The organism is Bacillus tuaregi, from assembly GCF_900104575.1.
Lineage (GTDB): Bacteria > Bacillota > Bacilli > Bacillales > Cytobacillaceae > Bacillus_BD > Bacillus_BD tuaregi.
In genome coordinates, this window is the sequence record NZ_LT629731.1 from 105,599 (window position 1) to 129,993 (window position 24,395).

Below are 24,395 nucleotides of genomic sequence, written 5' to 3' on the forward strand. Positions count from 1 at the left end.
AAGACCTGTAGCGCACCTCGCTTTCAGGTCTTTTTTTGTCTATTAATCTATAAATTGGAAAAAGGGTAATATTATGTTTTTACGAACATATTATTATAGTTATTATAAAATGTTCGGGTTTTGTTGATTTTAGGAACAATCATTGGTAAACTATAAGTTGTTTGATGATTATAACATTTATTTGTCTTGGGTCCTCGGGGAGGTTATGGTATTGACTAGCATAATCTGTGCGTCGAGGCAGGACACTGTATCATGTTGAAACCGTATACTTTTAATTAAAAATATGACCGTAACCTTTGGAGGTGCTTTTTTACATGTCATCAGTAGTAGTTGTTGGTACACAATGGGGAGACGAGGGAAAAGGGAAAATCACGGACTTCCTGTCAGAAAACGCAGAAGTGATTGCCCGTTATCAAGGCGGAAATAATGCCGGGCATACCATTAAGTTTAATGGCGAGACGTACAAGCTTCATTTAATTCCATCAGGAATTTTTTACAAGGATAAGATTAGTGTAATCGGAAATGGAATGGTTGTAGACCCTAAGGCATTAGTACAGGAATTAGCTTACTTACATGATAAAGGGGTCTCAACGGATAATCTTCGTATTAGTAACCGTGCCCATGTCATTTTACCTTATCATATCCGCTTGGATGAAGTGGAAGAGGAGCGGAAAGGTGCCAATAAAATTGGTACAACGAAGAAAGGAATCGGACCTGCTTACATGGATAAAGCAGCCAGAACAGGAATCCGAATTGCTGACCTTCTTGATCGTGAAGTTTTCGAGGAAAAGCTTGCGCAAAATTTAAAAGAGAAAAACCGGATGCTAGAAAAGTTTTATGAAACAGAAGGCTTTAAGATTGAAGAAATCTTAGATGAATATTATGAATATGGCCAGCAGGTGAAACAATATGTTTGTGATACATCTGTTGTCTTAAATGATGCTTTGGACGAAGGTCGCCGTGTACTATTTGAAGGTGCACAGGGTGTGATGCTGGACATTGACCAAGGTACATATCCATTTGTTACATCCTCTAACCCGGTTGCAGGTGGAGTGACAATTGGTTCTGGTGTAGGACCATCGAAAATCACACATGTGGTTGGTGTATGTAAGGCCTATACAAGCCGTGTTGGTGACGGTCCCTTCCCTACTGAATTAAATGATGAAATCGGCAATCAAATTCGTGAAGTTGGTCGTGAGTATGGAACAACAACAGGCCGTCCGCGCCGTGTGGGCTGGTTTGACAGTGTCGTTGTTCGTCATGCACGCCGTGTTAGCGGATTGACTGACCTATCACTTAACTCTATTGATGTATTATCTGGGATTGAGACGTTGAAAATTTGTGTGGCCTATCGCTACAATGGGGAAGTTATTGAAGAATTCCCTGCAAGCCTAAAGGTGCTTGAGGCCTGTGAGCCTGTATACGAAGAGCTACCTGGCTGGAAAGAAGATATAACTGGCTGCCGTTCACTTGACGAACTTCCAGAAAATGCCCGTCATTATGTTGAGCGTGTGTCACAATTAACAGGTATTCCGCTTACGACGTTCTCTGTTGGTCCTGACCGTACACAAACAAACGTAATCCGTAGCCCATGGCGCCAAGCTTAATAAAGTAAAGCGCGAAGCATTAGAATCGGATTGTTTCAGGGGGAGAAGCTATTTGGCATCTCCCCCCTTTTTATTATTTAGATAAAACTTTAGGTAAAAACTTTAATAAATGGTTGCATTATACTATTTTTCTATGATATTATAAAAAGCGTCGTCACGAACGACAGATATTCTAGTTAGAGCCATTAGCTCAGTCGGTAGAGCATCTGACTTTTAATCAGAGGGTCGAAGGTTCGAGTCCTTCATGGCTCACCATTTGTTAATGGCCCCTTGGTCAAGCGGTTAAGACACCGCCCTTTCACGGCGGTAACACGGGTTCGAATCCCGTAGGGGTCATTTAGAAAGCGGAAGCGCCAATTGGCGTTTCAAGCGATTTCTAAATAAAATCTGGTCCGGTAGTTCAGTTGGTTAGAATGCCTGCCTGTCACGCAGGAGGTCGCGGGTTCGAGTCCCGTCCGGACCGCCATTTATGTAAAATATTATAATTTCATATGGCTCAGTAGCTCAGTCGGTAGAGCAATGGACTGAAAATCCATGTGTCGGCGGTTCGATTCCGTCCTGAGCCACTATGTAACAAAAAGGAGTATGATTATGTCATACTCCTTTTTGTTACATAAATTTAATCTATCGGTTAGAAATAGAGGCTTTTATTCTGTTATATGAAACATAATAAAACCGTGCCATACTTTATTTTTTGTCATCATTTTGTAATATGGTTGTAGGGCTCTATTGAAAAACGTGAATATCGAGGGATAAAATGATAAAGTAAACTAGGAAACATATGTAGAATGTTACTATTATTCATAACTTTTATTGTTATGAGGAAATGATGGATATGAAATCGAAAGGAACGATAGAAAAGTATGAATAAGAAAATTCTTGTTGTTGATGATGAGAAGCCCATTGCAGATATATTACAGTTTAATTTAGTGAAGGAAGGGTATGAAGTAACCTGTGCATACGATGGTCATGAGGCATTGGAGATGGTTGATACAATCATACCTGACTTAGTGCTGCTTGATATTATGCTTCCACAGCTGGACGGGATGGAAGTGTGCCGAGAAATTCGTAAAAAATATGAAATGCCGATTATTATGCTTACAGCTAAGGATTCAGAAATTGATAAAGTACTGGGACTTGAATTGGGTGCAGATGATTATATCACAAAGCCCTTTAGTACGAGAGAGTTAATTGCTCGTGTAAAGGCTAATTTGAGACGACATCAGGCCGTTGCAGCTGTATCTGAGGAAGAAGAACGAAATGAGATAGCAATCGGCTCGTTAACGATTCACCCAGATGCATATATTGTGTCAAAACGTGGTGAAACGATCGAGCTTACACATCGTGAATTTGAACTGCTGCACTATTTAGCTCAGCATATTGGACAGGTTATGACGAGGGAGCATTTATTACAGACGGTTTGGGGCTATGACTATTTTGGGGATGTGCGGACTGTAGATGTAACCGTTAGACGCTTGAGGGAAAAAATCGAGGATAACCCAAGTCACCCGCTTTGGATTGTAACGAGAAGAGGAGTCGGCTATTATCTTCGAAACCCTGAGCAGGAGTCATAAGACTTTATGAGAAAAGTTGGTTTTTTTCAATCTGTTCAGCACAAAACGGTCCTTATTTATATGCTGCTCATCATTATTGCTATGCAGGTCATAGGTGTTTATTTTGTCAGACAGTTAGAATCAACCTTAAAGGAAAACTTTACAACATCTATAGAGGATAAGGAAAAGCTGCTTAATTATTATATTGAAGAGTTGTTGACGAAGGAGACAGAACCGGAGGAAGAGGAAGTACCATTAGAAACCAGTATTAAAAATATACTGGGTGATTATCGGTCTTCCTCAGATATTATTGAGGTTAGAGTTATCGACGGGAAATCACGTCGAATTCTTGGTACCTCTGACCTTGATAATCAGGAAATTGTCGGACAAAAAACAACGGAAACAAGGATACTAAGAGTATTGGCAACATCCCAGAAAGATGAACGGGAAATGATAGACAGAAATACTGGCAAACGGATATGGGTCTTAACAAGTCCTGTTATGGCAAATGATGAGGTCGTGGGAGCCATATACTTTGTTGCCAAAATCGAAAATGTCTTTGTACAAATGAAGCAAATTAATCAAATCTTTATCACGGGTACGGTTATTGCACTGGTGATTACAGTTGTATTAGGCTTTTTACTCGCAAGAGCGATTACCAAGCCGATATCCGATATGAGGCGGCAAGCCATAGCGCTTTCTAAGGGGAACTATTCCCGGAAGGTAAAGGTCTATGGCAATGATGAAATTGGTCAGTTGGCATTTGCCTTTAATAATTTAACGAAAAAGCTTCAGGAGGCCCAAAGCTCGACTGAGAGTGAACGGCGAAAGCTATCATCCGTTCTTTCGTATATGACAGATGGGGTAATCGCTACAGACAGAAGGGGACGCGTAATCCTGATTAATGATCAGGCTGCCTTGATGTTGAACGTTTCACGTGAAACGGTGCTTTCTACTCCGATTGTTTCACTTCTTGACCTTGAAAATGAATATACCTTTGACGAACTGGTTTCAGAAAAGGATTCTGTCATTTTGGATTATAGTACGGATGGGAGTCCGTATATTCTGCGTGCAAATTTTTCAGTTATTCAAAAGGAAACGGGTTTTGTAAATGGTCTTATAACAGTTTTACATGATATTACGGATCAGGAAAAGATTGAAATGGAGCGTCGGGAGTTTGTTGCGAATGTGTCTCATGAACTGAGGACGCCATTAACAACGATGAGGAGCTATTTGGAAGCCCTGTCGGATGGGGCATGGCAGGATAAAGAGATTGCACCGAATTTTCTAAATGTAGCTCAAAATGAAACAGAGCGGATGATTCGCCTTGTCAATGATTTATTACAGCTCTCGAAAATGGATAGCAAGGATTATAAGCTGTCAAGGGAATGGGTTGACTTTGTGATGTTTTTCAACCGGATTATTGACCGGTTTGAGCTGACAAAGGATCAAACCGTTTCTTTTGAAAGAAAGCTTCCTGACAAGCCTGTATTGCTGGAAATAGATGCTGATAAGTTGACACAGGTCATTGATAATATTATTTCTAATGCATTAAAGTACTCACCCGAGGGAGGAAAAGTTACCTTTAGGATTAAGGAACAGGATGATCTAATTGTTGTGAGTGTTACCGACCAGGGTGTGGGAATCCCGAAAGGAAACGTGAATAAAATCTTTGGCCGTTTCTATCGCGTCGATAGAGCGCGCTCCAGAAAATTGGGTGGCACCGGACTGGGATTAGCCATAGCTAAGGAAATGGTTGAGGCCCATGACGGTCATATTTGGGCTAGAAGTATTGAAGGAAAAGGAACAACGATATTCTTTAGTCTGCCCTATGAAAAGTACGAGGACGAGGAGGATGATTGGAGTTGACATATGAAAGTATTAAATCCATCATCTTAACCATTCTTGTTGGATTGAGCTTGCTGTTAACCTGGAGCCTCTGGACGTATCAGCCGAATTATGAAGAGTTAGGGAATGGTGAAACGGTTCAAGAGGTGAGCTTTAGTCCCAAGAAAACAATCAAGGAAATCGTGAAGCCTGAGCAAATTATCTTTCATTCTGCTGGGGCCTTTTATGGAACTCTTACAGAAGATAATGTGGATCAAATGATTAATGAAATAAGCACTTGGAATTATAGTGGATTTGAGCGTATTAGTTTTGAGGCAATCGATATATATTCTCTTACTGATAATCAAGAAGCAGTGGAAATTCTATTCCCCAGCCCTATCATGATGAATGTATATAAAAATGTTCTCGGAGTGAAGGAAAAAGATGTACCAAATTTCCAGTTTAGTCAAATCATTATTCCGTTGAATATTGACGAGCGTGAGCATGGGGTTGTTTATTTCGTTTCACAGGAAGACAAAACAATCTATCGAAGTATTGTTACTTTAACATTTATTGCTGATTTTAAGGGAGCTTATTATGAAGCTTCGAAAGCCTATCGTAAGTATTTCCCGCATCAAACAGCATCTGGGCACAGAATTTATCTCCCTGAGGAAGAAATTGAATTATTCAGCTACCAGCATCTCTCCGCCGAATTAGATTCTAACAAGTTTAAAAATGCACTTTTCGACGACCCTAGTCTTGTTCAGAAAAATAATACTAGCACAGGTGTAGAGTATAAAGATGCATCAAGCTTAATGAAAGTTAATCCGAGCAGTAATCTGATTACTTATATAGACCCTTCAGAGGTTGGCAGTAAAGAAATTAATACAAGCGATATGTTGAAGAGAAGTATAGATTTTGTGAATGGACATGGAGGCTGGACCGATTCGTATCGATTTGTTGGAATGGATAGTGAACTAAGAACGGTCAATTTTCGATTGTATGGACAGGAAGGCTATCCTATATTCAGTGAAAATACCCCTGCTATATCTAAAATTCAGCTAGTTTGGGGCAATACAGATATTAGCCGATATAAACGTAATAATTTTTACTTTGATATTTTGACAACAAGTTCTTCTCGGACACTGGAATCAGGGGCCGCTGTCCTTGAGAAAATTGAGAGCTTAGACCAGTTTAACTCTGATCTGCTGGAGGATATAAAAATCGGCTATAGCATGGAAATGAATGCCCAATCGCTGCTGATTGACCTTGAGCCTTGCTGGTACTACTATTATAATGGCATCTGGAAGTCGCTTGATACGAAAGAGCATGGAGGGGAAACTCATGGATTGGAGTAAAATCAAAACCATTTTCATTATCTCCTTCCTGATTCTTGATCTTTACTTAGTGTATGAATTCTTTAAAATATGGGATGAAAGTCAATATGAAGTGGTAAAGCCGGAAGTGGAAGAATCAATTGAAAAGCGGCTTAAGGTTGATGAAATTGAATATGTTACCCTCCCGAAGAGCTTTGTAGAGGATTATTATTTAAAAGCAAAACCAAAGGAATTCAAGGAAGAGGACTTAGTGGATAATAGTACATTAAAAAATCAAACCACTAAGGTTACAGCCGGAACGATATTAGAATCTGAACTTAATGAACCATTGAAGGTATCAGATAAATTCGGTCCATCCGAGTTAAACAGCTTTATTAAAAACCATATCCTGTATGGTGATGAATATCGCTACTGGGAAGAAAGCAATGACGATAAGATGATCATTTATACGCAGCATTTTGAAGGAAAGACATTATTTGAAAATGATAACGGTAAGCTTATTTTTTATTTAAATGATAATAATGAAATTGAATCGTACAGGCAGACCTATCTTGAAGAAATCGTGAAGCTTTCAAAATCGGAAAAAATTATTCAACCGATCAAGGCAATTGAGACACTATATTCAAATGACTTTATAAAGCCGAAAAGCTCAATCACAGAAGTGGAGCTCGGGTACTATACATTGGTTGATGAGTCAGCACAAGTATTGAATCCTGCTTGGTGTTTTGTCGTGGATGGTAAAGAAAAGTTATTTGTCAGTGCCTTTGAAGGGAAAATTGTTGAATTAAAAGAAAAAGAAAAAGAAAAAGACAAAAGTATAGTGGAGTGAGAAAGTATGGCGTTACAATTTAGTATTCTTGCGAGCGGAAGTACGGGGAATGCGACCTTTATCGAATCAGACAATCATTCCTTTTTAGTTGATGCCGGCTTTAGCGGTAAGCAGATGGAGGCGTTGTTTGATCAAGTTGGTCGTGATATTAGTAAGCTTTCAGGGATTTTTGTGACACATGAACATAGTGACCATATAAAAGGTGTAGGAATCCTCGCTCGTAAATATAAGCTGCCAATCTATGCAAACGCGAAAACATGGAAGGCAATGGACCATTTAATTGGAGAAGTTCCAACCGAACAGAAGTTTATTTTTGGAATGGAAACCGTCAAAAGCTTTGGTTCAGTCGATATTGAATCCTTTGGTGTATCCCATGATGCAGCAGAACCGATGTTTTATGTCTTCCATCACGAGGGTAAAAAGCTAGTTATCATTACTGATACCGGATATGTAAGTGACCGCATGAAGGGCACGATTTCGAATGCAGATGCGTATGTATTTGAAAGTAATCATGACGTCAGTATGCTGCGGATGGGGCGTTATCCCTGGAATATTAAACGAAGAATATTAAGTGATGTTGGCCACGTCTCCAATGAAGATGCAGCGCTGGCGATGAGTGATGTCATTGGAGATCAGACGAAGGGCATCTATCTTGCCCATTTAAGTCTTGATAATAATATGAAGGATTTAGCACGTATGGCTGTAACGCAAACCCTGGAGACAAAGGGCATTATTGTAGGTGAACAGGTAAGCCTTTATGATACAGATCCTAAGACGCCTACCCCGCTAAAAGTATTATAAAAAGTAGTTTATCGAGCGAGCTTAAGTAAATCCGGACACAAATTCGACGGGCGAATTTGATCAGTCATTCCTTTTCATTAGTTTTTTAAAGCATGACGAGTATAATATTGGTTAGATAGGTAAAATAAAAAGTAGAGAAATATCGGGAGAAAGGATGTGGACTCGGTGGGTTATTATGACCAGGATGACGAACATCGTGTAAGGAAGCCAAAGGGAAGAAAGGGCGGTTATTTTCTTTCTAGTCTGGCAGGTGCTGTTGTTGGAGCATTGCTTGTTACTTTAACCGTACCAACTTTATCTGATTATGGACTTCTTCCCTACTCTGTACAGCCAGCTAACCAGGTTGAAGTAAAAGAAAATAGTAATAAAGGTAATACAGTTACACAAAATGTTTCACTGGAGGTTGAAACAGGTGTGACAAAGGCTGTTGAAAAGGCAGGTGACGCTGTTGTTGGAATCACAAATATCCAAGCAGCAGGCTTTTGGTCACAGCAGGGAGATGCCAATCAGGAGGCTGGGACAGGCTCAGGAGTTATTTACAAAAAGGCAGGCGATCGAGCCTTTATTGTCACGAATAACCATGTCGTAGAAGGAGCTGACCAACTTGAGGTTACCTTATCAGATGGAACAAAGCTTTCTGCAGAAATAAAGGGCAGTGATCCTTGGACGGACCTGGCTGTTATTGAAGTCCCTGGCAATGATATTAAAACAATTGCCGAGTTTGGCGATTCAGATGCCTTAAAATCGGGTGAGCCAGTAATTGCGATTGGTAATCCTCTCGGTTTAGGCTTTTCGGGTTCTGTCACAAGCGGAATTATTTCCGGCTTAGAGCGGACGATTCCGGTGGATTTAAATATGGATGGTATGGAGGATTGGCAGGTAGAGGTCCTTCAAACTGATGCTGCCATCAATCCTGGAAATAGCGGCGGTGCCTTAGTGAATATTGCCGGACAGGTTATCGGCATCAATTCAATGAAGATTGCTCAGGAGGCAGTTGAAGGGATAGGACTTTCCATCCCCATCAATTCGGCTATTCCTATTATTGAGGACTTAGAGCAATATGGCGAGGTTAGAAGACCTGCAATGGGTGTTCAGCTTCGAAATTTAACGGAAATCTCCTCTTATCACCAGCAGGAAACATTGATTCTGCCGCGTGATGTGAAAGAAGGCGTAATGATTGAAAGAGTCGTTCCTAACTCACCAGCTGATAAAGCCGGCCTTCAGGAACTAGATGTAATTGTTGAAATGGATGGAGAAACCATCACCGATGTGATTTCATTACGAAAGCATCTTTATAATGAAAAGCAGATTGGTGACCAGATGAGCGTTACCTATTATCGTGAAGGAAAGAGACAGGAAGCAACGTTAACCTTGGTTGGTGAAACCTACTAATCGTAGAAATTGGACAGGAAGGCTCGAGTAGCTTTCCTGTTTTTTTGTGGACTATGATATGATGGGTGATGGAATATTTAAGAGAGTTTATCCACATGAAAAAGCGATAATAAACCCGTGACTGCGTTCATCCACAGGTGTATAACTAAAATATTCGTCAGTAATCGCAGGAAATGGCTAAAATAGTTATTAACAGGGTGTGAATAGTGTCGAATTGCCACGATATATCTTGTAGGGAACGGATGGTCTCATACAAGATGTGGATATAAAATGTGGATATGTGGATAACTTCTGTGGATAGCTTGTTTATAAAGTGAGGGTAAAATGTGAATATCTCAATTTTAACGGTTGGAAAACTAAAGGAAAAATACTTAAAGGCAGGAATTGATGAATATTTAAAACGATTATCGAGCTATGCGAGGGTTGAAGTGATTGAAATACCTGATGAAAAGGCACCTGAAGTATTAAGTGCTGCAGAGATGGAACAAGTAAAGAACAAAGAGGGTGAAAAACTGCTAGTTAAATTATCTCAAGAAACTTATGTGATTGCACTAGCAATTGATGGGAAAATGAAGTCCTCTGAAGAATTGGCGGACTCTATTGATAAACTAGCTACATACGGTAAAAGTAAGATTGCCTTTGTCATTGGTGGTTCACTAGGGTTAAGCGACGAAGTATTAAAACGTGCAGATGAAAAACTTTCCTTCTCGAAAATGACCTTTCCACACCAGCTCATGCGACTGATTTTGCTGGAGCAAGTGTATCGAGCATTTCGGATCAATCGGAATGAACCGTATCATAAATAGATGAGGTTTCATAACAAAACAAGCAAAGGAAATCACGGACACACTTGTAGAAGCAAATTGTGATGCATTAGGAATCGGAAGGAAACTAGCAAGTTATTACCCTGAAGTATGGAAGAAAATCAATTGGAAAATGGAATATAAAAATGTAAAGATAGAACCAAAAGTAACAGTAAACATTATAAAAACAGGGAATGTTTTTTAAAAGGATTGGTTAGCTTTTACCATAAGTAGAGGCGGAGTTTTTGCTAATTTTTGCTTTGTGCTATGGCTTGAAGAAAAGCACCAATGGTTTGAATCCAGCTGCCGACAAAATTAATTGTTTGCCCGTTTCCCCCGGTTTGCTCGATATTCCCTGCAATAGCTTGTAGCGAGTTTCCAATCATTTGAAGAACTGAACCATAAATATTCAATAGTTCATCAATAGTTCTTTTCTTACTATTTAATAAATCGGGTAAAGACATTGCACTTCCGAGAGCTTGAAGTAAATTTCCTTTTATATTTAACTCTGATTTTGCTTCTTCGTTAAACGGAATCACGATTCCCGTAATGGAGGTAGAGTTTCCAATAGCTTGTATCTGGTTTCCGAGCTTACCTAAAGTAATCTCCTTTTCGCTATCAGCAACTAAAGCATTTCCTGTTGCTTGCATTACATTCCCTAATAATGACAAATTGGTTTGCATCGTTTCATTAATTTTAGCAGAGGGAGTGTCGCTTATAGCAGAAAGAAGCGTACCTAGGGCTTGCTCCCACGAACCAATTATTGCTTTAAGATTACTATCCATAATAAACCCTTTCTTAAATCTCATTTGGATAGTATACGCAGCTGAAAGTGATTGGGTTATAGCTGCAAAAATACTGCGGATAGGATATATACTGTGAGCCGTACATAAATAAGTATGGTGAAAAAGAACCACCTAGAAGGCTGCTATGGCAATGTTTTAGGTGGTTTTAAGGTTTTATAAGATTTTCTAAAGTAAAAGGATGGACTTGTCTCATTTGAAGATTCAAGAGTATCCTCAGGTTACTTTTTTTTCTTCTGCCTTTTCGCTTGCTTTTTATCCTTTTCTTTTATAGCTAAAGCGGCTTTTTTCTCCTTGCTCTGACTCTTTTTATTACTATTCTTTTCTTTGTCCTTTGCTTTCCTGTTTGCGTTTTTGCTTTTTGCTGCTGTTTTATCTGCCTGTCCCTCCAATACTGTCATCTCTGCGTCTGTGAGCGGGATCGGCAGCTTTGTCCACTCTGCATGTGTCTTCGAATCCATTTGCTTAACGTGCTCGAGAAAGGTGTCTAAGAAGCCCCTTTCATGGAGGTTTTGGAAGAGCTCAAGCGGGCGATCCTGGGGCCTGGTGAAGGAATACACATGGTCAACCATTTTAAAGCCGTCATTGGTGACAAAAATATGACGTAATGGAGCATCAATTTGCTTAAAGCCTGCTTTTTTCATCAGCGTAAGGATGTCGAGGAGCCGTCTTGAAATATCCTCAGAAAGCTCCTGTTGTTTTTTTAGATAGGCGTTTAAATTAGGGCCGAGTAAATATTCCATGACTACATAATTGGGGCCAGTTTCATATACCTGTGGGATAAAGGGCAGCTTTTTGTTTTTTAACAGGACGTCCTTTTCTTGTTTGCAATGATCAATACTGCCGTAAATCTTCACACATTTATCCTCGGCAATACGGTATACTGCTCCCTGATGGCCCTTTCCAATTAATGGCTGTGTAACCGCGCTGTCGACCTTTACACCCTTTCCAGAACCACCGGAAGTAACGGGAATGTTTCGATAGTCTAAATCATTTTCTTGGAAATACTTCTCCCACATTTTAAAAGTGGTTGGCTCCAATACCTCTACCCAGGCTAAAAAGGATTCCTTTAAGAGTATAATATTTAAATCTCGTAGTAGCTTTAATGGCACTGGATGAATTCTTTTGAAGGCGTTTACGTGATCAACTATTTTTAATTCTTCATTATCTAGGACGAAGATATGACGGAGAGGAGCATCAATCATAGTGAATTTTGCCTTTTTTAATTCGCTTAAAATCGTAAGCAGCTTTTTTGCAATGGATTCAGGGATATAGGTGCAATTTCGAAGGTACTCTTTTAGTGTTGGTGCATTAAAATACTCCATGACGACATAATTTCTACCTGTTTCATATAATCGAGGGAAAAAGGGTAATTTTTGTCCAGCTTTAAGGGCCTCTGCTTCCATTTTTGCCTGTAGCTCGTCTGAATAGATTTTTACACATTTCTTTTCAGACAGTTTAAAAACGGCTCCTTGAGTACCTGCCCCGATTAATGGGTAGGGTGTGGGATTATCTATTAGCAGCGTCTTTTCACCCTTAGTGACTTTAATTGATTTAAAATCCGCCATCTATTTCTTCCCTCCTAACAATTGATTATAGTATTGAGCCTGTAATTGAAGCTGCTTTGCTTGATCAAAGGATTGTTCAATTTTGAGGCGTGCTGCACGCGTATATTTTTCCCATGACTTTCTATTAGTGAACATCTGTTCAAGGGCTGCTGCGAGCTCGTCTACATTATTTTCCTGTACGAGGAGGCCTTCCTTTTTATGAGTGACTAGCTCAGGTATCCCTGCATGAGTGGTTGAGACGACAGGAACACCTAGTGCCATCGCTTCCTTAAGTGTATTTGGAATTCCTTCCACATCACCATTAGCGGCCTCCATGCTGGCGGCAACAAATAAATCGGCATTCTCCATATGCTCTCGAACCTTGTCCTTTGGAAGGTGATTTAATAACTGAAACGAACTCCCTAACTTCAGCTGCTCTGCTAGAGCTCTAAGCTCTTCTTCAAGCTCCCCTCTACCGATTATTGTTAAGGTCGCTTGAGGATATTTTTGTTTAAACTTTTGAAAGGCTTCCATTAAAACATGGTGACCCTTTTTTTCGACTAATCTGCCTACAGATAAAATATTTTGTGTCTTTGCGGTGCTTCGCGGCGGGCTGTAAGGGTATTTACTTAAATCGACTCCTCCATAAAGCACCTTGACCTTTTTCGCTGGACAGCCCCAAGCGATTATTCTATCGGCTAAATATTGACAAACGGGATAGAATTCATCTCCCTCCTTAAACAGCATTTTCATACTATCCAAATACCCAACAGGCTGATCAGCTAATGTTCCATCTCGGCCTCGAATACTCGTAACTAACGGGAGGCCTGTCTTTCTTTTAAAAGGGAGTAATAAAATGCCCAATTGGCCATGGTGGGCATGAATAAGGGAAATTTTATTTTTCTTAACAAAATCCTTTGGAGAGAATATTTCATTTAGATATTGAACCTTTTCATTAAGCAAAGTCATGTCAATCATGTATTTGGGTTGACGTACCATGTGGATGTAATCATAGCCTGGAACTTGGCGAATTTGAGGGATATATTGAGTGGAGTCAACTCTTAAATTTAAATGTAGAGCTTTTGACAAATAAATCTACTCCTTCCGAATGATTATATTATATTGATACAGTATGCAATGCTGTGGGAATAGACTTGGACAAAATGGAAAGAAAATTGCGGCTTCCCTTTTTATAGAGGTGGTGGAGTATAAATAGAAGGTACTAGGTTTGTGTTTTTCTTCGATCATGTAGTTTTAGAATTATTTTACCGAAGGGAGCGGCAAAGGGGAGAACAATCAGTGAGACGATGATATTAAAAATGACACTGACATGTGCAAGTTGAACATCCGGCTGGGCTGATAGTGATTCACCTACTTTGGCTAGTAGTCCAATCAGTGGGAAAAAGGCAAAAACACCAATAATATTCAGCCATGTATGTGCAAGAGCAGTCAGTTTTCCTTCTTTTCCAGAACCAATAGAGGCCAATAATGCATCGACGCATGTACCAATATTGGCTCCTAATATAATGGCAATTCCAGTGTCCAAGGTCATCGTACCGGCTGATAAAAAACCCATAATAATCCCGGTAGTCGCCGTACTTGATTGAATAATAGCAGTGAGAACGGCACCAGCTAATACTGCATAGAAAAGATTGTTATCTAGAGCAAGGAGTAGTTCCTGTATATAGGCCATATCCTTTAGCGGCATTGCTAAGGCTTCAAATCCCCACATTGCGCCAAAAACAGCTGATATGCCAAGGAGTATAAGACCAGTATTACGGAAATTTGCCCGTTTTATGAAAAATAGAATAGCACCAATAATCGCTAGAGGGATAATGGAGGACTCAATATTAAAAGTGATGATTTCTGCTGTGATGGTTGTTCCAACATTTGTCCCAAGAATAATTCCAATAGATTGGGTAAACGTCAGAATTCTCGCTGCAACTAATCCGATGGTAATAATCATGACAGCTGAGCTGCTGTGTAAAAGGGCCGTAATGACGATGCCCAGAAGGAATCCCTTCCATGGTGTATCTGCAAGATGGACCAGCCAATTTTTCATCGTTTCCGCAGATAATTGGTACAGTCCAGTTCTAAGCAAATACATTCCAAACAGAAATACTCCAACAAGAAGAGAAAAAAATAATAACTGGATTATTTCTAGTCCCCTCCTTTCCTTTAGTGTCTATTTCGAGTTTGAAGTTTATTTTTCTATTTGTTTTCTCTGCTGCGATAGTCCAGTAGGCAGCTCTGCAGTAGTGGAGATTTGCTCTGTTTTCTGCTCATGCCTTGCTTCTTCTACTATATCCCTAATGATTTCTTTACTTTGATAATTCATTACGATTCTTACGATCATAATTCCGTATACAATAATTCCAATTAATATGGGGTATAGGATGATATCAATCACGTTACCACCTCCATAACATTCCTACTGTAATGTATGCATTTTAAACGGGACATGCTTAGGAATTTCCAATAAATGTGCTTTATTCCTAAAGGCAGTGGAGAGCGAATGGAGAACCGCTGCCGGCATTCTTATAGCCTATTAATAGAAAATGAAGCAAGGCTATTTTCTGATTAGGAGGGATTAATGGTATACCTAAAGGGCAAATATTAATATTTTAATATTGAATAGATGCTATTAATCAGTGGGATTTTGTCAAAGCAAGATAAGTTTTGGCGAAAATTAACATTTACTAAAATAATATTTTGACAGACAAGGGTTAACTATATATACTAAATTTATATTATAGAAAATTTTCTGAAATTATAGAAATTTTCTATTGTTCTTTCTGTTTGCAGTATAAGTTCTAAATAAAAAAGGGGGTATTACTACAATGGATAATCGTCCGCAATGGGGATCACGAGCAGGCTTTATTTTAGCTGCTGCAGGCTCGGCAATTGGGCTAGGAAATATTTGGCGATTTCCAGCTACAGCCTATGAAAATGGTGGAGGGGCATTCTTTTTACCTTATTTATTTGCCCTATTAACTGCAGGAATTCCGCTGTTAATCATGGAGTTTACGATTGGACATAAGTATCGCGGCTCGTCGCCATTATCCTTCTCTCGAATCAATAAAAAGACTGAGTGGATTGGATGGTGGCAGGTAGGAATTTCCTTCGTGATATCCGTATATTATGCAGCTATTATTGCTTGGGCCATGTCCTATTCAGTCTTTGCTGTTAACCTGAAATGGGGAGATGATACGGAGGGGTTCTTGTATGGAGAGTATTTGAAGCTGGCAGAAACCCCGGGTCAATTCGGCAGTATCGTACCAGGAGTCTTCATTCCTCTTGTGATCGTTTGGATTATTACATTAGGTGTTCTATTTAAAGGTGTTAAAAAAGGCATCGAGGCCGCTAATAAAATCTTTTTACCTGTCCTTTTTGTTTTATTTTTAATTATTGTTATTCGCGCCTTAACATTAGATGGAGCCATTGAAGGGCTAAACGCCTTTTTCAAGCCTAACTGGGATGCAATTATGAGTGGTAAGGTATGGGTTGCTGCCTATGGGCAAATATTCTTTAGCCTATCGATTGCCTTTGCGATTATGGTAACCTACTCAAGCTATCTTCCTAAGAAATCTGATATCACAAATAATGCCTTTATTACCGGCTTTGCAAATTCCGGATTTGAGCTTCTAGCAGGTATTGGTGTCTTCAGTATTCTAGGATTTATGGCCCAGCAGCAGGGTGTTGGGGTAGATGAAGTGGTTTCCGGAGGTGTGGGATTAGCGTTCGTTGTATTCCCGCAAATTATTAATCAATTCCCTGCCTTTAATGAATTTTTTGGTTTTCTATTCTTCGGCTCGTTAATTCTAGCGGGGCTTTCATCGCTGATTTCAATTGTAGAAACGTTTATTGCTGGTGTGCAGGATAAATTCAATGTCTCGCGTACTAGGTCTGTTTTAGTTGGAGGCGGACTAGCGGCGATAATTTCAATTGTATTTGCTACACAGGGAGGACTATATTTCTTAGATGTAGTGGATTACTTCATTAATAACATGGGCGTAGCGTTAGCTGGATTAGTTGAGGTTGTCGTTATTGCTTGGTTCTTACGTGAGCTTAAAAGCCTTCAGCAGCATGCGGACTCTGTTTCAGATATGAAGCTTGGAGCATGGTGGAGAATCTGTTTAAGTGTAGTAACACCTGTTGTGCTTGGCTACATGATGTACGACAATATTAAAACGAATCTTGTGGAAAACTATGGTGGATATGCAACATCCTTTGTGACTACTTATGGCTGGCTGGTTGCAGTTGCGGTTATTGTACTAGGCTTTGTATTCTCCTTTGTTAAATGGAATAAGACTGAAATTCATGTTGATGGTAGCAAGGGGGTTTCTAAATAATGGACGGAAGCGCAGTAACGATGATGGTGATTGGGATGGTAGTTATTTGGGGTGGCCTTGCGGCAAGCATCACACATGCGGTAAGAAAGGCGAAACAGAAGTAGAGCAAGAAACGTATTAAAGGTATTAAGTCTTTGTTAAGAATATTAATACGAATCAAATCAAAAGGGACTTTCCAAAGTAAATTGGAAAGTCCCTTTTAGCTTAGGTTTCTTAGATTTTTCCTACAAGATCAAGGCTTGGCTTAAGTGTTTCAGAGCCTTCCTGCCATTTAGCTGGGCAAACCTCACCGGGATTGTTACGAACATATTGTGCAGCTTTAATTTTATTAATTAACGTGCTAGCATCACGGCCAATACCATCCGCATTGATTTCAAGCGCTTGGATTACACCATCTGGATCGATGATAAAGGTACCACGATCTGCTAGCCCCTCTTCTTCGATTAAGACATCGAAGTTGCGGGAAATGGTGTGTGATGGGTCACCAATCATTGTATAGGTAATTTTACCAATTGCATCTGATGTGTCATGCCATGCTTTATGTGTGAAGTGGCTGTCAGTTGATACAGAGTAAACCTCTACGCCAAGCTCTTTAAGTGCTGGGTATTGTGCTTGTAAATCTTCAAGCTCAGTAGGACATACGAAGGTAAAGTCTGCTGGATAGAAGCAAACAATACTCCATTGACCTTTAAAGTTTTGTTCTGTTACTTCTATAAAATCACCGTTTTTATAAGCCATTGCTTTAAATGGTTGTACTTCTTTACCGATTAGAGACATAATATTGTTCCTCCTCATATATGTTAAAAGGTTATATTTGATTAGCTTGATTAGAATAATTCTAATACAATAACTATTATTATACATTAGAGGAGGAATGTCAACGGTTAAATTAAAATAATTATAAATAAATAATTGATATAATATGGTAATCTATTTATTTGAAGATTACTAGGAGGTTCTCAGCGCCAAACTGAGGGGACACAGCGAGGTGGATTAACAACAAGTATGCAGAGCCTGATTACGTTCTCTTTTTGGACTTGACCATGATTGGATGCGGCTGAATCAGGCGTATTAGATCTATTTGTTTAGCTTTAACCCGTTAATTATTAATAAACAAGTTTCTCTATCGTATGAATGTCTTCTTGTGCTGACTTGGATGTTGGATTCAGAATTAATTTCAGCCAAATTCTAGAGATGGTTCGATTCCGCTCTTTTTTACTATCAACAATAAATATAATGGGTTTGTTTTTAAAGGTGGTGGTCTGGATGAGGAGATTTGCTCTTTCTATTAGATATGGGACGCTTACCTTTTGCTGCTGATCGAATAGTTTAACCACTTCGATTTGGTCCTCAATCATTAACGGGTCACAGTCTTTTATGCGCATATCAACGATTGTACCGCTTGTGATGTTAAACTGCTTTAGGTAGCTTTGGTCGATAACATGGATGGGCAAACTCCTTTCAACAATCTTGAGCGAGAGGCGGCCATTTTGTTTCTTAATTTTTAAGCTTAGACGTTTCATATAACCAAAGACAATAACAGTCCACTCTGTTAACAGGGCAAGGAATAAACTAGCCGCAGGAACAAGGATAAATGGCTTCAAGACAAAGTCAACCGGATTGAAGCTTATGTTCCATATGTACACATTAAGGTAATTAAGAACTGCGAAGGGGATCATCATGCTTGTGATCATGAATAGAATAACCGATTCCATCTGCATTGCTTTGCTAGAATTGTTAACCATATCTACCAGCTCCTCTATTATTTTTTCTCATTGTAACATAGAGTCTATTCATTTTTGAGAAAAACCATGATTCAAATTCCTTCATTCATAGATAAGAATCAGCATGTTTAGTTGATAATAAGTAAGCAATTTGTCTAAGCATGTGTAGGAGTAGCGAATAAGTACAATTTAAAGAGAACGTTTCTTTGTATTTTGGGGTTGGGGAATGTAAGGACCAAAGAGGGGAAGGTATCATGGCTGAATTGTCCGATAGAAGGGTTCAAAAGCCCAAAGAGACAAGGATACAGGAGAGAAGTGTCCGATAGAGGGGTTCAAAAGACCAAAGAGGCAAGGATACAGGAGAGAAGTGTCCGATAGAAGGGTTCAAAAGACCAAAGAGGCAAGGATACAGGAGAGAAGTGTCCGATAGAGGGGTTCAAAAGACCAAAGAGGGAAGGATACCGGAGAGAAGTGTCCGATAGAGGGGTTCAAAAGACCAAAGAGGGAAGGATACCGGAGAGAAGTGTCCGATAGAGGGGTTCAAAAGACCAAAGAGGCAAGGTATCATGGTTGAAGTGTCCGATAGAAGGATTCAAAAGACCAAAGAGGGAAGGATACAGGAGTGAAATGTCCGATAGAAGGGTTCAAAAGACCAAAGAGGGAAGGTATCATGGTTGAAGTGTCCGATAGAAGGGTTCAAAAGACCAAAGGAGCAAGGGGTACAGGAGTGAAGTGTCCGATAGAGGGGTTCAAAAGACCAAAGAGGGAAGGATACAGGAGAGAAGTGTCCGATAGAGGGGTTCAAAAGACCAAAGAGGGAAGGATACAGGAGAGAAGTGTCCGATAGAGGGATTCAAAAGACCAAAGAGGCAAGGGTACAAGAGAGAAGTGTCCGATAGAAGGGTTCAAAAGCCCAAAGAGGCAAGGATACAGGAGAGAAGTGTTCGATAGAAGGGTTCAAAAGACCAAAGGAGCAAGGATACAGGAGAGAAGTGTCCGATAGAGGGGTTCAAAAGACCAAAGGAGCAAGGGGTACAGGAGAGAAGTGTCCGATAGAGGGGTTCAAAAGACCAAAGAGGGAAGGATACAGGAGAGAAGTGTCCGATAGAAGGGTTCAAAAGACCAAAGGAGCAAGGATACAGGAGAGAAGTGTCCGATAGAGGGATTCAAAAGCCCAAAGAGGCAAGGGTACAAGAGAGAAGTGTCCGATAGAGGGATTCAAAAGACCAAAGAGGCAAGGTATCATGGTTGAAGTGTCCGATAAAGGGGTTCAAAAGACCAAAGGAGTAAGGGGTACAGGAGTGAAGTGTCCGATAGAGAAAGGTACCAAGAACAAAAACTTCAAATCAAGCCCTATAACATGTTTAAACCGTGGGAGTGTAATGAAAAAGGAAAAAAGTCCTTCATAGTACTTAATGAAGGACAAAAATGATTGTTTCTATTAATAAGTAGTCTATCATTGATAGACTTATTTCTAACTAGTCAGCTTTTCATTCATAGTAAGTCCATCGCCGTTTCTCAATAATGTTAAAATTCCTTCCTAGTATTCTCTTAATCCTTTTCTTTGACATCACTACCTGACACCAGTTATGAATAACACTTGTCGTAATTTTTTGATCTGGAAATAGCATTTTAAACTCCTTCACATTTCGCAGTACTGCTTTCTCAACCGTTTCCTTTTCCGAGCAATCCTGACAGATACAGTAGTTTCCTTCTATCGAAATTGAAAATGAATGACATCTATCACAAAGAATTCCCTTTTGTAGCTGATGATAATCATAGGAAGGCAGTGAGGTGTGTGGGGAATTCTTGATATGCAAATTAACTAATTTATCAGCTAGCATATAATGGTTGTTTTTTAATTGTGAAGGGAACAAATTTAGCTTGTTTAGGTGGCGATGAATTTGAGTAGGAAAAATAATCGGTTTGTTGAGAGGTACTTGATATAAAGTACATTCGGAATTAATAAAGACAACTGAAGCTTCAAGTGGAAGGTTATATCCTAGGCTGAGAATCAGCTGTCGAAGCAATGATTCACTTCGGCTCAGTTGAGTGAGAGGGTTGTTGATTTCTGTTTTAGGTCTCATATAAAACTTATCTGCTTCAAAAAAATAATCCCCTTCATAGTTTTTTATTTCATAAAGAAAAATCTTATCTGCCATAATGATGAGAGAATCGAGCTGGAAATATGTGCTGTGGTGCCTTAGCCGTAAATCATTTAATATCAAGCAGTCACATTGAAGTGTTTCTGTTAACTTATCAAATAGGACTTCCCCTTTATAGCCCTTTTTTAGACTGGAGTATTGCTTCTGTTCTTTTTCAGATAATTCTACTCGATTGTAAAGAGATTCCATGATGAGTAATTCAATCGGTTCAGTACGAGATTTATAGGGCATAGTTCACCTTCCGTTTATTTACTTCCCGATGTTCGTTATATTCAGTATATCGATGCGGCTCTAGGAAGTACATGAAGATTTTGTTAACTTATTATTCTATGGTCAGGAGAAGTGACCTTTGGATCCACGACGATGTATCCCCTCTGTTAGATTCCTGCTTTCGCAAGCTGTGATGCCGCTACCCTGTATATCAGCTGCCCAAATTTCACCGTAAATATCCATATCAGCACTCCTATAGCTTCTTTTTTGTTCTTGGTATGGCTAACCAACGCAGGTATTATGTATGGATAAACCGTACCTATCTCTGAGAAATGAGCAGCAGAATGGGTACGGTTATTGGTTTCTAAAATTAGTTAGTTAGAAGTTATCTTTTATGAAAGTTACAAGTAAAAAGTGTTTGGAATTTCATATAGTTATAGATTAATTGAGCTTGTCTTCCCTTTTGGGTATGAGGATTTACTTGGGAGCGGAGGCGGCGGAGAAATAGCTGATCACATGCGCAGCGGTTATGGGATTGCCTGTAGCAGGTATCATGCTCTTTACATAAGGCATCGAGGTCATTAATGGGGGCACCAGGTCCGTTACAGCCCGGACCACACCAGTTATAGTCAGGAAAAATACAAAAACCAGGTCTTCTACGTCGATTTTCCGACAATACAATGTTCCTCCCTTCTATTATTATTTACTATCTATAGTACAAGCTATTCATTTCTATCTCATCCTGTATAAGCCGCTACCTAACGAATAAAAAAATAGTGACAGGCACCGCAAATGGACAGAACTAGTGATTTTGTCCTTTTGTGGCGCCTGTCACTTTAGGCATGATGCTTTCTTCGCCTTTTATATGCGAGTGAGAGCAGATAGCTTATAAAGGAGAGTAGCGAGACTCCTAGTGTGATTAGGAGGGTGGTTGGAACATAGCTCAATTGGATCGTGTGCTTGCCTTTATCCAGTGGAATGGCCATAAACCTTCCGACCTTCTGAATTTCAGCCTGTACACCGTTGACGTCCACCTTCCAATTTTCATCATATGGAATGCTTAAGAATAAACGTTGATTGTCCTCCTGAACAGTTATTTCACCACTTATGCTTGTATCTGAATAGTCTTTAATCTGGAACGACTGCTGCTTCAGCCTGGTTAGCTCTTGCTCTAGCATTGAATAGTTTAAGGTGTAAAAGACGGGCTTTCGCAGCTGCTCAAGGTCACCGTTTAGGCGGACCTCAATCGTCAGCTCCCCATTCTCATAGGTTCCTAAATCGACTAGATTTAACACGTCTACCTTCGAGCCCTGAATCGGTTGCTTATTGATGAATAGGTCAAGTTTGTCCTCATAGCCCTGATAGGTCAAAGGATCTAACTGCATATAAAGCTGACTTGTATCCTTCATATTGATGTTTGTCTTCATGGTCGTAGCTGGCTCTCCTGCCTTTTTGTGCAGCAGCTTCTCTCCAGAGCTAGTTGTTTGCTCTGTCAGACCGATTAAATCAGTTGGCGGAGCTTGTTTTTCATAAATGAGTTGGTCTGTTTCTCCATCCAATAATCGATTTTGAACCTGGAAAGGATTTGAATGCTTCGTATCGTTCATAAATTGGTTCGAAACCATATACCCTAATGGAAGATGATGCTTCAATTGATAGACCTTTATTTCATCTTCCTCGATTACCTTTGTATAGATTCTCCTATCAAGCTCTTCCCTTGTCACTATATACTTGAAACCTAGCAGAGCGTCACTTAAAAAGAGACCACCTTCCATTCGGATGGTACGCTCATCTGCTCGATAGCCAAGCTGGCGTAAAAAGAGATTATGGTCCGAATCGCCTGTGGAGGTATAAATCGACATGCCCTTATATTTATACCTTAATGACTCATTCTGTGAGGTTACAAGCTCGGGTTCAATCTTTGTACGATAGAAGTCCTGGTCCATCGATTGCAGCTTATGAATCGCTTTTTCATAAGCGGGGTTATGCTCGTTATACCAGCTATGCGGGTAGGAGGCTTGGATATAGTTGCCTAGTATCGCATGGCTGTTAAGCCCCAAATCGCCTAGTACTAAGAGACACAACCCTATCTTTATTAATGCTGTCATTTTTTTCGATAGGCCCCTATACATTAGCAGAAGCAGGAAGAAAGCATAAAAGATAAGCATTAGAATGTTTTGATTAACTAATCCAAGTGCAAAGGTCGTCGGCTCTAGTAGCTTGTTCGCAAGACTTAAGAAAAGAATATGAATGAGCGTGACCCAGACCACCTGCTTGATGGTCACCGCATCGATTCTCCTAACCGCTTTTACAGACAGGATAATCATAAGAAACGACACTAGGAAGGCATAGCGGTAATGAGCCCCGTTCGGCATTTCAAATACATGCCAGGCCATATTTAATAGAGTAAAGGTCAGGCTGTAGAGCAGAAAGCCTAGGAAAAGCCCATATGTAATCCTTTCACGGATAGAGTATTTTTGATTGATAAAATAGAGCGGTACCAGCAGTAAAACGCCAAGCCCTGCATAAATACTCAGGTTTTGAATGATGGTAGTACCGTTAAAAAAGCTGCCATAAACATCAAGGGGATTTAACAGATACGAGAGGATATCCACATCCTCTGGCGTATATTTATTTTTTTTCACTGCTAAATAGGTTGGAATGGTCACGAAGCTTGTAAATAAAAAAGCGAGAAACACGCTCTTGAAAAAGGCAAGGAACCGATTAAGCCGCTCCTTGCCCCTAATACGCTGCACGATACACTCGGCGATAAAGTATAGAAAAACAAAGATGCCAACCATATAAGAAATATAGAAGTTCGCCAAAAACAAAAGAGCGAGACTAAATAAGAATAGCTGGTGCTTCTCTCCCTTGATTATCCTATGGACACCGGCAATAATGATCGGTAATAAGAAAACAGCATCTATCCACATCGGTAAAAAATAATAGGTAATGGAAAAGGACATTAACGCATAGCTAATGGAAAAGATAAAAATCACCAGCTGGCTGCTAGTAAATTGCTTTTTCAATAAGTAAGACATGCTAATGGAGCTAAGGCCTACTTTTATTAGCCAGATGATCAGGATAGAGTAGGGAATATATGACCTGGGAAATAACAGAATCAGAATCGATAACGGTGATGATAAATAATAGCAAATGGTAGCCCAAAAGGGAGTCCCCATTCCGAAATTCCAGGTATAAACAGGACTAGCACTGCCCTTTAGTACATCATATAAGTGATTGTAAAACATCGTTAGCTGCGAGGGTAAGTCAATATACCAGATAGAGCTCTCACCAAAGGGCGCAACCTGCAGTCTCCATAATAGAACGAATAAAATCAAAATCGGTGTAAAAAATAAACCTATATACCCCGATATCCTTTTAACAATTTCCATACATGACAAATCCTTTCATAATGAAAGGTGTCAGGCACCACAAATGGACA

General features: G+C 39.7%; 21 protein-coding genes and 4 tRNA genes. 15 read left to right on the top strand and 10 right to left on the bottom strand.

Features of this window, described 5'->3' with window-relative positions; translation table 11 throughout:
• Positions 1 to 314 precede the first annotated feature (314 nt).
• The 13 genes from BQ5321_RS02880 (at position 315) to BQ5321_RS25055 (ending at position 10,354) form a co-directional block, all read left to right on the top strand.
• Positions 315 to 1,607 carry an adenylosuccinate synthase gene (locus BQ5321_RS02880; protein ID WP_071393129.1) on the top strand — a complete coding sequence of 431 codons (1,293 nt, stop codon included), beginning with the start codon at positions 315 to 317 and terminating at the stop codon, positions 1,605 to 1,607.
• Positions 1,608 to 1,786: 179 nt separating this feature from the next.
• A tRNA-Lys gene (locus BQ5321_RS02885) sits at positions 1,787 to 1,862 on the top strand.
• 9 nt (positions 1,863 to 1,871) lie between these two features.
• Positions 1,872 to 1,943: transfer RNA gene (locus tag BQ5321_RS02890), tRNA-Glu, on the top strand.
• A 53-nt stretch (positions 1,944 to 1,996) separates the two neighbouring features.
• Positions 1,997 to 2,073: transfer RNA gene (locus tag BQ5321_RS02895), tRNA-Asp, on the top strand.
• Between the two features lie 27 nt (positions 2,074 to 2,100).
• Positions 2,101 to 2,173: transfer RNA gene (locus BQ5321_RS02900), tRNA-Phe, on the top strand.
• Positions 2,174 to 2,470: 297 nt separating this feature from the next.
• Positions 2,471 to 3,181 carry a response regulator YycF gene (gene yycF / locus BQ5321_RS02905; RefSeq protein ID WP_071393130.1) on the top strand — a complete coding sequence of 237 codons (711 nt, stop codon included), beginning with the start codon at positions 2,471 to 2,473 and terminating at the stop codon, positions 3,179 to 3,181.
• Positions 3,182 to 3,187: 6 nt separating this feature from the next.
• Positions 3,188 to 5,029 carry a cell wall metabolism sensor histidine kinase WalK gene (walK, locus tag BQ5321_RS02910; protein ID WP_071393131.1) on the top strand — a complete coding sequence of 614 codons (1,842 nt, stop codon included), beginning with the start codon at positions 3,188 to 3,190 and terminating at the stop codon, positions 5,027 to 5,029.
• Entirely contained in the window at positions 5,026 to 6,345 is a 1,320-nt protein-coding gene (locus BQ5321_RS02915) for a YycH family regulatory protein (protein WP_071393132.1), read from the top strand. The genes walK and BQ5321_RS02915 overlap by 4 nt, the downstream gene beginning before the upstream one ends.
• Complete coding sequence (locus tag BQ5321_RS02920) at positions 6,332 to 7,153, top strand: two-component system regulatory protein YycI (protein ID WP_071393133.1); 822 nt, start codon at positions 6,332 to 6,334, stop codon at positions 7,151 to 7,153. The genes BQ5321_RS02915 and BQ5321_RS02920 overlap by 14 nt, the downstream gene beginning before the upstream one ends.
• Before the next feature lie 6 nt (positions 7,154 to 7,159).
• On the top strand, positions 7,160 to 7,954 hold the full coding sequence (locus tag BQ5321_RS02925) for an MBL fold metallo-hydrolase (RefSeq protein ID WP_071393134.1): 795 nt from the start codon (positions 7,160 to 7,162) through the stop codon (positions 7,952 to 7,954).
• A gap of 165 nt (positions 7,955 to 8,119) precedes the next feature.
• Positions 8,120 to 9,346: a S1C family serine protease gene (locus BQ5321_RS02930; RefSeq protein WP_071393135.1), complete on the top strand. Its 1,227-nt coding sequence runs from the start codon at positions 8,120 to 8,122 to the stop codon at positions 9,344 to 9,346.
• 326 nt (positions 9,347 to 9,672) lie between these two features.
• The gene (rlmH, locus tag BQ5321_RS02935; RefSeq protein ID WP_071393136.1) at positions 9,673 to 10,152 is read left to right on the top strand and encodes a 23S rRNA (pseudouridine(1915)-N(3))-methyltransferase RlmH; all 480 of its coding nucleotides are present in this window, start codon (positions 9,673 to 9,675) and stop codon (positions 10,150 to 10,152) included.
• Between the two features lie 10 nt (positions 10,153 to 10,162).
• On the top strand, positions 10,163 to 10,354 hold the full coding sequence (locus tag BQ5321_RS25055) for a Ger(x)C family spore germination C-terminal domain-containing protein (RefSeq protein WP_084786905.1): 192 nt from the start codon (positions 10,163 to 10,165) through the stop codon (positions 10,352 to 10,354).
• A gap of 43 nt (positions 10,355 to 10,397) precedes the next feature.
• On the opposite strand, the gene BQ5321_RS02940 is transcribed toward BQ5321_RS25055, so the two are convergent.
• From BQ5321_RS02940 to BQ5321_RS02960, 5 genes are all read right to left on the bottom strand, one after another.
• Entirely contained in the window at positions 10,398 to 10,934 is a 537-nt protein-coding gene (locus BQ5321_RS02940; RefSeq protein WP_071393137.1) for a DUF6944 family repetitive protein, read from the bottom strand.
• Between the two features lie 239 nt (positions 10,935 to 11,173).
• Complete coding sequence (locus tag BQ5321_RS02945) at positions 11,174 to 12,520, bottom strand: hypothetical protein (protein ID WP_071393138.1); 1,347 nt, start codon at positions 12,518 to 12,520, stop codon at positions 11,174 to 11,176.
• Positions 12,521 to 13,588: a glycosyltransferase gene (locus BQ5321_RS02950; RefSeq protein ID WP_071393139.1), complete on the bottom strand. Its 1,068-nt coding sequence runs from the start codon at positions 13,586 to 13,588 to the stop codon at positions 12,521 to 12,523.
• A 133-nt stretch (positions 13,589 to 13,721) separates the two neighbouring features.
• Positions 13,722 to 14,657, bottom strand: coding sequence for a Na/Pi symporter (locus BQ5321_RS02955; protein ID WP_071393140.1), 936 nt, complete (start codon positions 14,655 to 14,657; stop codon positions 13,722 to 13,724).
• A gap of 45 nt (positions 14,658 to 14,702) precedes the next feature.
• Complete coding sequence (locus tag BQ5321_RS02960; protein WP_071393141.1) at positions 14,703 to 14,909, bottom strand: hypothetical protein; 207 nt, start codon at positions 14,907 to 14,909, stop codon at positions 14,703 to 14,705.
• A gap of 430 nt (positions 14,910 to 15,339) precedes the next feature.
• Between BQ5321_RS02960 and BQ5321_RS02965 the strand changes: the two genes are divergently transcribed.
• Positions 15,340 to 16,851 (top strand): sodium-dependent transporter, encoded by a 1,512-nt coding sequence (locus BQ5321_RS02965; protein ID WP_071393142.1) that lies wholly within the window; start codon positions 15,340 to 15,342, stop codon positions 16,849 to 16,851.
• Positions 16,851 to 16,955, top strand: coding sequence for a methionine/alanine import family NSS transporter small subunit (locus BQ5321_RS23600; protein WP_084786618.1), 105 nt, complete (start codon positions 16,851 to 16,853; stop codon positions 16,953 to 16,955). The genes BQ5321_RS02965 and BQ5321_RS23600 overlap by 1 nt, the downstream gene beginning before the upstream one ends.
• A gap of 109 nt (positions 16,956 to 17,064) precedes the next feature.
• On the opposite strand, the gene ahpC is transcribed toward BQ5321_RS23600, so the two are convergent.
• The 5 genes from ahpC to BQ5321_RS02990 form a co-directional block, all read right to left on the bottom strand.
• On the bottom strand, positions 17,065 to 17,628 hold the full coding sequence (gene ahpC, locus BQ5321_RS02970) for an alkyl hydroperoxide reductase subunit C (RefSeq protein ID WP_071393143.1): 564 nt from the start codon (positions 17,626 to 17,628) through the stop codon (positions 17,065 to 17,067).
• Between the two features lie 329 nt (positions 17,629 to 17,957).
• A complete protein-coding gene (locus tag BQ5321_RS02975; protein ID WP_071393144.1) occupies positions 17,958 to 18,596 on the bottom strand; it encodes a hypothetical protein in 639 nt (212 codons plus the stop codon).
• A 1,469-nt stretch (positions 18,597 to 20,065) separates the two neighbouring features.
• Positions 20,066 to 20,971, bottom strand: a complete 906-nt coding sequence (locus tag BQ5321_RS02980; protein WP_071393145.1) for a nuclease-related domain-containing protein — start codon at positions 20,969 to 20,971, stop codon at positions 20,066 to 20,068.
• 364 nt (positions 20,972 to 21,335) lie between these two features.
• The gene (locus BQ5321_RS02985; RefSeq protein ID WP_084786619.1) at positions 21,336 to 21,626 is read right to left on the bottom strand and encodes a phospholipase A2 family protein; all 291 of its coding nucleotides are present in this window, start codon (positions 21,624 to 21,626) and stop codon (positions 21,336 to 21,338) included.
• Between the two features lie 160 nt (positions 21,627 to 21,786).
• Positions 21,787 to 24,345 carry a YfhO family protein gene (locus tag BQ5321_RS02990; RefSeq protein ID WP_071393147.1) on the bottom strand — a complete coding sequence of 853 codons (2,559 nt, stop codon included), beginning with the start codon at positions 24,343 to 24,345 and terminating at the stop codon, positions 21,787 to 21,789.
• Between the last annotated feature and the right edge of the window lie 50 nt (positions 24,346 to 24,395).